The following is an 11,795-nucleotide window of genomic DNA, read 5'->3' as shown; positions in this document are numbered from 1 at the left end:
ATTTATTTATCAAACAAATATACAAAAATATGAGCAATTACGGATATACATAAAAAGATTAACAAATGTTAACAAAATAGATTTCTGTTAACCATAATAAATTGTATTTTTACATTTCAAAATTTAATAAAATTAAATGGGTAAAATCATAGCTATTGCGAATCAAAAAGGAGGCGTTGGAAAAACAACAACTTCGATAAATTTGGCGGCTTCTTTAGGCGTTTTAGAAAAAAAAGTTTTACTTATTGACGCTGATCCTCAAGCAAATTCAAGTTCTGGGTTGGGAATTGACGTTGAAAATATTATAATTGGAACGTATCAAATTTTAGAGCACAGCAACTCTCCTGAAGAAGCGATTATCACTTGTTCGGCTCCAAATGTGGATGTAATTCCTGCACATATTGACCTTGTTGCCATCGAAATTGAGTTGGTTGACAAGGAAAATAGAGAATATATGTTGAAGGAAGCGTTGAAAAACATCAAAGATAAATACGATTATATTTTGATTGATTGCGGACCATCATTAGGATTATTGACATTAAATGCGTTGACAGCGGCAGATTCTGTGATTATTCCGATTCAGTGTGAATATTTTGCTTTGGAAGGTTTGGGGAAATTATTGAATACAATAAAAAGTGTTCAAAAGATTCACAATCCCGATTTAGATATTGAAGGTTTGTTATTGACAATGTTTGATTCTCGTTTGCGTTTGTCCAATCAAGTGGTTGAGGAGGTTCAAAAACATTTTAACGATATGGTTTTTGAGACTATAATCCAAAGAAATGTGAAGTTGACCGAGGCCCCAAGTTACGGTGAAAGCATAATTAATTACGATGCAACGAGCAAAGGAGCAAATAATTATTTAAGACTGGCAGAAGAAATTATTAAGAAAAATAGTAATTAATTTATGGCACAAGCAATAAAAAAACAAGCATTAGGAAGAGGATTATCTGCTTTATTGAAAGACCCAGATAATGATATTAAGTCGGTTAATGATAAAAATGCAGATAAAGTTGTAGGAAATATTGTCGAGTTAGAAATTGATGCCATCGAGATAAATCCTTTTCAGCCAAGGAGTAATTTCAATGAGGAATCATTGCGAGAATTGGCAACTTCCATTAAGGAATTAGGTGTAATTCAGCCAATTACGGTTCGGAAAACAGACTTTAATAAATACCAATTAATTTCTGGAGAACGACGATTACGTGCTTCAAAATTGGCAGGATTGAATGTGGTTCCCGCTTATATTAGAATAGCGAACGACAATGAATCGCTAACGATGGCTTTGGTAGAAAATATCCAAAGACATGATTTAGATCCAATTGAAATTGCGTTATCATACCAAAGATTGATTGACGAAATTCAATTGACACAAGAGCAAATGAGCGAACGCGTGGGGAAAAAGCGTTCTACGATTGCAAATTATTTGAGATTATTGAAATTAGATCCAATTATTCAAACGGGAATTCGTGACGGATTTATAACTATGGGTCACGGTCGTGCCATAATAAATATTGAAAATCAAGATGTTCAAACTGATATTTACCAAAAAATTGTAAGCCAAAATCTTTCTGTTAGAGAAACCGAGACTTTGGTGAAAAACTATCAAGAAAGTTTGAAACCTAAAGTTGCAACAAAAGCAAAAACAACCACTTTTGCTGTAGCAGCTGAGGCAAACAAAGCTATTACAGAGTATTTTGGTGCTAAAGTAGATGTGAAAGTTGCAGGAAATGGCAAAGGAAAAATAACAATTCCATTTCATTCTGAAGAAGATTTCAATAGAATTATCAAATTAATAAAAGGATAGTGCTTAAATTCTATTCCATATTTTTAATTGGGTTCTTAATTGTAACTACATCGCTTTTTGCTCAAGCTAAAAAAGTACCAATTTTGGTCTCAAAAGATACTTTAAAATACAAAGAAATAAATCCTTTGGCGCCTGCAAAAGCTGCATTTTATTCTGCAATATTGCCAGGATTAGGGCAAGCATATAATAAAAAATATTGGAAAATTCCATTGGTTTACGGAGGAATTGGAGCAGGATTGTATTATTATTCCGTAAACAACACCAAATATAATAGTTACAGAAATGCTTACAAAAGAAGGTTAGAGGGGTATCGCGATGATGAATTTCAATATTTAGATGATTCGAGATTAATTGCAGGGCAACAATTTTATCAACGAAATAGGGATATGTCGGTTTTAGTAACCGTAGGTTTCTATTTATTAAATATAATAGACGCCAATATTGATGCGCATTTAATGCAATTCAACGTGAATGATAAATTGTCGGTTCGTCCCGAACTTTATGAAAATGAAATCAACTATAAGCAAAATTTAGGATTGACTTTAAACTATCACTTTTAATGAAAATTGCACTTTTAGGTTACGGAAAAATGGGGCAAGTAATTGAAAAAATTGCGTTGCAACGCGGACACGAAATTGTATTGCGTAAATCCATTGAAGATGCCTTTGACGGACTTGAAAATGCTGACATTGCCATAGATTTTAGTGCGCCAGAAGCTGCAGTAGCCAATATTTCGACTGCTTTAAATCTTGGAATACCAGTAATTTCTGGAACGACAGGATGGTTAAGTGAATACGAAAATATGGTGCAACTTTGCAAAGAGAAAAATACTGCATTTATTAGTAGTTCTAATTTTAGTTTGGGCGTCAATATTTTCTTTGAATTGAACGAATATTTGGCAAAAATTATGTCAAAATTTGATGCGTATAAAGTTGGAATAGAAGAAATTCATCATACACAAAAATTAGATTCACCAAGCGGAACCGCTATTTCATTGGCAAATGGAATTATAAAAAATAGTAGTTACGAAAATTGGACTTTGGAAAATCCAATGTCAAACGAACTATTAATTGATGCCAAAAGAATAGAAAATGTTCCCGGCACACACACCGTTTCCTATAATTCAGATGTTGATTTGATTGAAATAAAACATTTGGCACACAATAGAGAAGGATTTGCATTGGGCGCCGTAATTGCAGCTGAATGGATTTTGGGTAAAAAAGGGGTTTTCACAATGAAAGATGTATTAGAATTAATTTAAGATTGCAGATTTGTGATTTAAGATTAAAAAAATGAAACAATAAATAATAATAATTTGATTTTTGTATTCCAAAAGAAATCTAAAATCTAAAATCTAAAATAATATGACACTAATTCAATGGTTGGTATTTTTCTTGATTGTTCAAGTAATTCACTTTTTAGGAACTTGGAAATTGTATGAAGCCGCAGGTAGAAAAAAATGGGAAGCGGCAATTCCAGTTTACAACGCAATTGTTTTGATGAAAATCATAAACCGTTCGCCTTGGTGGACGATATTATTGTTTGTTCCCGTTGTAAATCTTATTATGTTTCCTGTAGTTTGGGTAGAAACTTTGAGAAGTTTTGGAAAAAACTCAACATTGGATACCCTTTTGGGAGTATTGACATTGGGTTTTTATATTTATTATATCAACTACACTCAAAAATTAGTTTACATAAATAATAGAAGTTTAGAGCCTAAAAACAAAACGGCAGACACCATTAGTTCATTACTTTTTGCAATAGTTGTAGCGACTTTGGTTCACACATACATAATGCAACCGTATACGATTCCAACTTCTTCATTGGAAAAATCATTATTAGTGGGTGACTTTTTATTTGTGAGTAAATTCCATTATGGAGCAAGAACTCCAATGACGCCAATTGCTGCGCCGATGGTTCACGATACTTTGCCCCTTTTAAATGTAAAATCGTATTTAAGATTACCACAACTTCCTTATTTCCGATTTTTTGCAATGCAAGAAGTCAACAGAACCGACATTGTAGTATTCAATTGGCCTGCGGATACTTTGTTTAATATGTACAAAGCGGCGGATAAAAGATACGACAAACCAATCGATAAAAAGACCAATTATGTAAAACGTTGCGTTGGTATTCCAGGTGATAGTTTGTCCATAAAAGAGGGTGTTGTATATATTAAAGGCAAAATTATGCCGATGCCAGAACGAGCAAAACCTCAATATTCCTATACTGTAACAACCGATGGCACTGGCTTTGACCAAACGTATATTACTAAAGAATTGAATATTACAGATGGCGTTTACCAAAGCACTCAAAACACCTTTTATTTCAGAGCATTAACTGAAGAATCCGCAAATCGTTTGCGTTTGAATCCAATTGTAAAAAGTGTAATTCGTAATATTTCCCACGAAGCAGAAGCAGCAATATTCCCCTATCATACAAAATGGAATTTAGATAATTTTGGTCCAATTTACATTCCTAAAAAAGGAGTTACCGTTGCTTTAAATACTGAAAGTTTACCTTTTTATAAAACCATTATTCGTGAATATGAAAACAATGATTTAAAAGTAAATGGAGACGAAATCAGAATAAATGGGCAAATTGCGACTACTTATACGTTCAAACAAAACTATTATTGGATGATGGGAGACAACCGTCACAACTCATTGGATGCAAGATATTTTGGTTATACACCAGAAGATCATATCGTTGGAAAACCTGTATTTATTTGGATGAGTTTAGATCCAAATGGAAAAGGCTTCAACAAAATTCGTTGGGATAGGGTTTTCACAACCGTTAGCGGTGATGGGCAACCACAATCGTATTTCAAATATTTCTTATTCGTCTTAATAGCGTATTTCGGAATTAGTTATTTTGTTAGAAAGAGAAAAGAAAATTAGTCAAATGTTACAAAGTCGAAAGTCTTAAAGTCTGTTATGAATACAACTATTTGACTTTCGACATTATGACATTAAAAACTTTGGACAAATATGAACGCTTTACTTCTTCCCACCTATTTCCCTTCAATTAGTAATTTTGCGGCTATGGCAAAAGCGGATTCAATTGTGTTTGAAGTTGAAGATAATTTTCAGAAGCAAACCAATAGAAACCGAACCTATATTTATAGTCCAAATGGAATTTTGATGTTGAATATTCCTATAAAACACAGTAAAGAAAAGTATATAAAAACAAAAGATATCAAACTTGAAACGGCTTTCGATTGGCAAAAACAGCATTTTAAATCTCTTGAAGCGGCGTATAGAACTTCCCCTTTTTTCGAGTATTTTGAAGATGCATTACAACCTATTTTTACTAAAAAACATACTTTTTTAATCGATTTGAATTTTGAAACGATTGCTATTGTTTCAAAATGCTTGGGGATGAATCCCGATAGCTATCGGGAAGAATTTGAAAAAACTACTGAATATTTTCACGAAGCTACCAATTGTCTCGATTTTAGAAATTTAGCCGATGGTAAAAAAGATACTTCTGCTTTTGATTCTTACACCCAAGTATTTGGAGACAAACACGGATTTATTACTAATTTAAGCATTTTGGATTTACTTTTTAATGAAGGTCGATTTGCTTTAGATTATTTGAAGGAGCAGGGAATATAAATTAATCCATTGCTAATCTTGTAATTACAGGACTATGATCGGAATTTATAAATTCAGGGAAACTCGTAAAATTTTTGACTTTCATCACTTTATCAGCAAAAATATAATCGATACGTGCCGGATAATATTTGAAATTATAAGTTTGTCCAAAACCACAACCCGCTTCTTCAAAACAATCATTTAAAGAGCCTTTAATACTTCGATAAACGTAGGAATAGGGACTGTTATTCATGTCGCCACAAATGATAATTGGATACTCACATTCTTTTTTGTGATTCGTTAATATTTCCGCTTGTTGCTGTTGTTTCTTAAATGCTTTACTGATTCTTATAATCAAAATCTGCGATTTATCTTGGTTGATTCCATCAATATTTTCAGAAATTTCATTTACATCTGGTGATATTTTTATGGATTGCAAATGCATATTATAAACCCTAATAATGTCTTTTCCCTTTTTAATATCAGCAAAAATAGCATTGTTATTAGAACTTGGAAACACTAAATTTCCTTCATCAATAATTGGATATTTAGAAAAAATGGCTTGTCCTGTTTTTATTTTTTTTCCTTGCATAAAAACATATTTATAAGGGTAAATCTTCAAATCTAATTTGGCAGCAGTTGAAAATTCTTGAATACAAAGAATATCAGGATTTTGCTCGTTTATAAAATCCAAAATTTCATCGGGAACATTATCATCGTTCAACCATTTGAATAAATTAAACAAACGCACATTATAACTCATTACAACAAAATCTTTTTCTTCTTTAGGTAAATCTGTAGATGAAAATTTATAAAATTTATTGATAAATGTAATTCCCATCAGCAAAACCAATGCGGATAAGATTATTTGTTGTTTGAGTTGGATGCCCCAATAAATAAAAAAAAGCCCATTCAAAATTAAAAACAAAGGCAAAACCAAAGTTAACGCTGACAAAAACGGGAATAATTTAGGTGCTAAAAACGGTAAAAAATAAGCAACGAATGTCAATACAGCCAAAACTATATTGATAAAAAACACCACTTTATTAAACCAAGAAAGCTTTCTCATATTAATACTTATTTTTCTGCAAACGGATGCTGAACTTTGAAAACTGAACACTACAAACTGAACACTTATTTCCCTGCTTTAAACAGGAATTCTTTTTCTTCTTTTGTTAAACTATCATAACCTGATTGGCTAATTTTATCTAAAATTTCGTCAATTTGTTGCTGTCCTTTATCTTTTGTGACAATTTTAGAAACTTTTTTCACTACGGGAGCTTTATAATTTCTATGCACTTTTTTGAATGGTGTTGTCTTTTTTCCATTGAATATACTGGCGAAAAAGTCTAAAATTGAAGTGAACCATCCACAAATATCAGTTCCATTCTTCAATAATTGAGTGTAAATATAACCAAAAAAAGCACCGCCAATGTGTGCTAAATGTCCGCCTGTATTTTCCATTGGCAATTGAAACAAATCAATTACAATTAAAACCAAAGCGATGTGCCATAATTTTACATTTCCAAAAAATAGCAATCTAATTTCCATCAAAGGAGAATAGGAAACTGTTGCGAAAAGAATTGCCATTACTGATGCAGAGGCGCCAACCAAAGACGTATTTACATTTGCCAAAGCAGGAAAAAACATATAACTCAACATATAAATACTACCAGCAAATAGCGAACCGACAAAATACAAACTCAACAATTGCTTTTGATTGAAGAATATCAAGAATAATCTTCCTGCAAAATTCAGCATCAACATATTAAAGAGAATATGAAAAATACCAAAATGGAAAAATGCATACGAAAAAATTGTCCAAGGTTTCCATAATAAATCCAATGGATTTGAAGACAAACTCACATAATTCAGATAATCAATATTGACTTTAAACAAAGGTAAAACACCAAATACAATACTTGGAATAGCAAAAAAAGCAATGTTCCAAAATATCAATTTTGTTACAACATTACCAATTCTAAATTGCAATTTCAAATCTTCAATTATACTCATTTAATTTAAGAATTAAGATTTTAGAATTAAGATTTAGGAATTAATTCCAACGATTTGAATTAAACTGATTTTTTTTCCAATACCAAACCATTAAAAATCCGAACAATGCGCCACCAACGTGAGCAAAATGGGCAATTCCACCACCAAAAACAGAAAATCCTGTAACACCTGAAAACAAGTCTAAACCTACAATTACAGGTACAAAATATTTAGCTTTTATTGGAATTGGAATAAACATCAAAGCCAATTCAGCATTTGGAAACATAAAGGCAAAGGCAACCAAAACCCCATAAATTGCGCCCGAAGCACCAACTGCAGGTGTCATAAATGCAGAAGTAAAACTCTCAAAACCCGATTTTGATAAAATCTCTGTCCATCTTGAATCGTATTTTCCTTCACCCAAAACCTGTAAAATTTCAGATTTCTGAATTCCATTTGCTAAAAGCGTATTCAATCCTTCGTGGAAGAAATAATAATTGGAAAGTATATGAATTAACGCGGCTCCTAATCCGCAAGAGATGTAGAAAAATAAGAATTTTTTTGCGCCCCACATTTGCTCTAACGCAGTTCCAAAAGAAAATAAAGCAAACATATTAAAGAAAATATGCATTAGATTTCCGTGCATAAACATGTGCGTCAACGGTTGCCAATACTTAAAATCTGGGTTTTCAGGATAATACAAAGACAAGTATTTATAAGCAACATCGCCTAAAATTTGTGTCCCAATAAAAAAGATAATATTAATGATGATTAATTGCTTAACCGTTTCAGTTACGTTTCTCATAGTGCGAATTTTTTGTCTAAATCTTCCACACGCATCGTGATGAAAGTAGGTTTTTGAAATGGGGAAACATTGGGTTCTTTGCAAGCAAAAAGCCCATTTACTAAATTTTCTTGTTCTTTTTCTGTTAAATAGGTTCCAGATTTTACAGCTAAACTTTTCGCCATTGATTTGGCTATACTATCATTTTGACTGAAACTACTTTCGGGAATTCCGTCTTGCAAATCGCTCAATAACTGTTCTAAAACTATGGAAACTTCACTTTCTGTAACGTTAATTGGCAAACCAGAAATTACCACGTGATCGTCATTTGTAGCTTCAAAAACAAAACCAGTATTGACCAATGAAAGTTGTAATTCTGAAATTAATTTCATTTCGCTCGACGAAAAAAACAAATTTAATGGAAATAATAATTGTTGGCTTGAAGCCTGATGTACCGTCATATTTGTAAGAAATTGCTCGTACAAAACCCGTTGATGCGCCCGCTGTTGATCTACAATAACCATCCCAGATTTAATAGGATTTACAATGTATTTCTTATGAATTTGATATGTTTTATTGGTAGCTTGTTCGATTTCATTTTCATTAAATAACGATCCCGTCACTTCATCACTTTCAAATTCAATATTACCAATTTCCTCTGTATCTTGTTTTAAACCAACATATAAACTTTCCCAATTTGCCGTATTTTCAGTTTTGCGATAGGTTGTAAAATGTTTGTTTGGAGTTTCATCAGAAAACGGATTAAAAGCACCATCAACTTGAATAGTTGGAGTCGAAGCTTCTTGATTTTTATAATTATAAGGGGTGTCTAAATTAGAATCTCTATCAAAATCCAAAATTGGAGCCACATTAAATTGCCCTAAACTGTGTTTTATTGCAGAACGCAAAATAGCATAAAGTGCGTGTTCATCGTCAAATTTAATTTCAGTTTTTGTGGGATGAATATTAATATCAATCGTATTTGGAGGCACATTTAAATACAAGAAATAACTTGGCTGCGCACCATCTTTCAACAATCCTTCATAAGCCGCCATAACAGCGTGGTGCAAATAGCCACTTTTTATAAAACGATCGTTCACAAAGAAAAACTGTTCACCACGATTTTTCTTAGCAAATTCTGGCTTACTTACAAATCCTTGAATGCTTACAATTTCTGTTTCTTCCTGAACAGGAACTAATTTTTCATTGGTTTTACCCGAAAAAATATTTACAATTCGCTGTCTCGAATTCGATTGTGGCAAATTGAACAAATCACTTCCATTGTGATAATACGTAAAATGAATATTGGGATGTGCCAAAGCCACGCGTTGAAATTCATCAACAATATGGCGGTGTTCCACAGTTTCCGATTTCAAAAAATTACGACGAGCGGGAATATTAAAAAATAGATTCTTAACCGAAAACGAGGTCCCTTTTGGCAAAACAGCAACATCTTGAGATACAAATTTGCTGCCTTCAATAACAATGTGCGTACCCAATTCTTCTTGATCTTGCTTGGTTTTCATTTCCACGTGTGCAATAGCGGCAATTGACGCCAAAGCTTCCCCACGAAATCCTTTGGTATGCAAAGAAAATAAATCTTCGGCTTGACGAATTTTGGAAGTTGCGTGACGCTCAAAACACAAACGCGCATCGGTAACAGTCATTCCAAGTCCATTATCAATAACTTGAACTAATGATTTTCCAGCATCTTTTATGATTAATTTAATGTCGGTTGCTTTAGCATCAACTGCATTTTCAAGTAATTCTTTGACTACCGAAGCAGGTCTTTGAACAACTTCACCTGCGGCAATTTGATTGGCAACGTGATCTGGAAGTAATTGAATGATACTCGACATTAAAAAAATGTTTGTTAATTGTTAAAACCTTAATTTACAAATTTAACGAATTTCTATTGGGTTTTCATATCAAATTTATAAAAATAAAAAACCTCTACAAATAATAAAATGTAGAGGTCTAAATTCTTTTAGTAACCACTTACTCTTCGATTCTCAATTGTAGTTCTTCTATTTGAAGTTGCCCTGAAGAAAGTAATTGTTGGTCTTGAAATTGATAATTCAGAATTGCTTGTTTCCGTAAATAAGCCATTTTTAACGCGGCAATAGCAGCTTCTGTTCCTTTATTTCCGTGAATTCCCCCACTTCTATCCAAAGATTGTTGTTCGGTATTATCGGTTAGCAAACAAAAAATTACGGGAACATCAAATTTAACATTCAAGTCTTTTATTCCTTGGGTTACACCTTCGCAAACAAATTCAAAGTGCATTGTTTCGCCTTTAATAACACATCCAATTACAATAATAGCATCCATATTTTGGGTTTCTATCATTTTTTTGGCACCATAAATCAGCTCAAAACTACCTGGAACATTCCAACGAATAATATTTTCTGATAAAGCATCACAATCTAATAAAGCAGCTTCAGCACCAGAATACAAACCTTCGGTGATGGTTTCGTTCCATTCTGAAACAACAATCCCAAACCGAAAATTTTTCGCGCTTGGGATTGTGTTCTTATCGTAATTTGATAAATTTTTATTTGCAGTTGCCATAATTAAGGATTTTATTGTTTTTCAAAATATACAATCAAAGATAATAAATTCTTCAATTATAAATGCAAAATCCTATGGCTACTTTACTGGGCTAAACCGATTAAAGCATCAATATTTGCTGCTTCAGGTGTTGCTTCGTATTTTTCTTTAATTTCTGTGAAATATTTCAACGCATCTGCTTTGTTTTTTAAACCTAAAGCTGTTTGACCTGCTTTCAACAAGAAACGTGGCGTTGTAAATTCGTTTTTATTTGTTTCGGATGCTTTAATATAGAATTCTAAAGCTTCTTTTGGTTGATTTTTTTGAGAATGAGCATCACCAATTGCGCCAATTGCCAAAGCACTTAATACCATATCATCAGATTTGAATTTCTCTAAATAAGAAATCGCTTCATCGTATTTTTTTGTATTCAAATAGGCCATTCCAGCATAATAATTAGCTAAATTTCCTGCATCCGTTCCTTCATACTTTGAAGCAATATCAACGAATCCGAATTTACCTTCTGAACCTTTTAATGCTAAATTATATAAGGAATCGCTTTTTGTTCCGTCAGTAGCTTTTTGGAAATTTTGTTGCGCTAAAAACATTTCAGTTGCCGCAGTATCTTCTTTTGGCTCTGCAACAAATTTTTGAAATAACACATATCCAACAGTAACTAAGGCAATAACAGCAACTATTCCAAAGATTACTTTTTGGTTTCTAGCTACAAATTCTTCCGTTTTTGAAGCCGTTTGGTCTAATGAATTAAAGACACCAGCAGTTGTACTGTCTTTTTCAGCTATAGTTATGTTTTCAACTTGTGAGTCGTTTTCTACTTTTTCTTTTGGAGTTTTATAGCCTCTTTTATTGTACGTTGCCATTTAATTTAAATTAGTGAGTGGCAAAAATAAAATTTTTATTCAAACTGTCATAAAAAAAATGAGTTTATATTTAAATAAAAGAAACATTTACTTGATTTTGATGTTCATTCGTACAAATTACAAAAATAATTGGAATTCAAATTCCACAAAATGAGGATTTATCGATAATTTTCAATAATTTG

Annotated in this window: 12 protein-coding genes; 6 read left to right on the top strand and 6 right to left on the bottom strand. The window is 32.4% G+C overall.

The genetic code is table 11. From position 1 onward, the window contains the following. Nucleotides 1-136: 136 nt before the first annotated feature. The 6 genes from AC9UEH_RS07190 (at nt 137) to AC9UEH_RS07165 (ending at nt 5,424) form a co-directional block, all read left to right on the top strand. Nucleotides 137-904 (top strand): ParA family protein, encoded by a 768-nt coding sequence (locus AC9UEH_RS07190; RefSeq protein WP_509530169.1) that lies wholly within the window; start codon nt 137-139, stop codon nt 902-904. 3 nt (nt 905-907) lie between these two features. Then, entirely contained in the window at nt 908-1,807 is a 900-nt protein-coding gene (locus AC9UEH_RS07185) for a ParB/RepB/Spo0J family partition protein (protein WP_509530166.1), read from the top strand. Continuing rightward, complete coding sequence (locus AC9UEH_RS07180) at nt 1,807-2,367, top strand: DUF5683 domain-containing protein (protein ID WP_509530164.1); 561 nt, start codon at nt 1,807-1,809, stop codon at nt 2,365-2,367. The genes AC9UEH_RS07185 and AC9UEH_RS07180 overlap by 1 nt, the downstream gene beginning before the upstream one ends. Further along, nucleotides 2,367-3,068 (top strand): 4-hydroxy-tetrahydrodipicolinate reductase, encoded by a 702-nt coding sequence (gene dapB, locus AC9UEH_RS07175; protein ID WP_509530161.1) that lies wholly within the window; start codon nt 2,367-2,369, stop codon nt 3,066-3,068. Before AC9UEH_RS07180 ends, dapB begins: the two co-directional genes overlap by 1 nt. A 103-nt stretch (nt 3,069-3,171) precedes the next feature. After that, nucleotides 3,172-4,707: a signal peptidase I gene (gene lepB, locus AC9UEH_RS07170; RefSeq protein ID WP_509530159.1), complete on the top strand. Its 1,536-nt coding sequence runs from the start codon at nt 3,172-3,174 to the stop codon at nt 4,705-4,707. A 90-nt stretch (nt 4,708-4,797) separates the two neighbouring features. After that, entirely contained in the window at nt 4,798-5,424 is a 627-nt protein-coding gene (locus AC9UEH_RS07165; RefSeq protein WP_509530156.1) for a WbqC family protein, read from the top strand. 1 nt (nt 5,425) lies between these two features. Here the strand turns inward: AC9UEH_RS07165 and AC9UEH_RS07160 are convergent, their stop codons facing one another. The 6 genes from AC9UEH_RS07160 to AC9UEH_RS07135 form a co-directional block, all read right to left on the bottom strand. Continuing rightward, complete coding sequence (locus tag AC9UEH_RS07160) at nt 5,426-6,472, bottom strand: endonuclease/exonuclease/phosphatase family protein (RefSeq protein WP_509530153.1); 1,047 nt, start codon at nt 6,470-6,472, stop codon at nt 5,426-5,428. A 65-nt stretch (nt 6,473-6,537) separates the two neighbouring features. After that, complete coding sequence (locus AC9UEH_RS07155) at nt 6,538-7,419, bottom strand: rhomboid family intramembrane serine protease (RefSeq protein WP_509530150.1); 882 nt, start codon at nt 7,417-7,419, stop codon at nt 6,538-6,540. 40 nt (nt 7,420-7,459) lie between these two features. Further along, nucleotides 7,460-8,203, bottom strand: coding sequence for a rhomboid family intramembrane serine protease (locus AC9UEH_RS07150; protein ID WP_509530147.1), 744 nt, complete (start codon nt 8,201-8,203; stop codon nt 7,460-7,462). Then, on the bottom strand, nt 8,200-10,041 hold the full coding sequence (gene mutL / locus AC9UEH_RS07145) for a DNA mismatch repair endonuclease MutL (protein WP_509530144.1): 1,842 nt from the start codon (nt 10,039-10,041) through the stop codon (nt 8,200-8,202). The genes AC9UEH_RS07150 and mutL overlap by 4 nt, the downstream gene beginning before the upstream one ends. 139 nt (nt 10,042-10,180) lie before the next feature. Next, nucleotides 10,181-10,753 (bottom strand): 6,7-dimethyl-8-ribityllumazine synthase, encoded by a 573-nt coding sequence (ribH, locus tag AC9UEH_RS07140; RefSeq protein ID WP_509530142.1) that lies wholly within the window; start codon nt 10,751-10,753, stop codon nt 10,181-10,183. A gap of 83 nt (nt 10,754-10,836) precedes the next feature. Continuing rightward, nucleotides 10,837-11,613, bottom strand: a complete 777-nt coding sequence (locus tag AC9UEH_RS07135) for a tetratricopeptide repeat protein (protein ID WP_509530140.1) — start codon at nt 11,611-11,613, stop codon at nt 10,837-10,839. Nucleotides 11,614-11,795 lie beyond the last annotated feature (182 nt).

Source organism: Flavobacterium sp., assembly GCF_040402835.1.
In the GTDB taxonomy this organism is placed as follows: domain Bacteria; phylum Bacteroidota; class Bacteroidia; order Flavobacteriales; family Flavobacteriaceae; genus Flavobacterium.
Note: the sequence above shows the minus strand (reverse complement) of the source record. Positions and strands in the feature narration are given on the sequence as shown.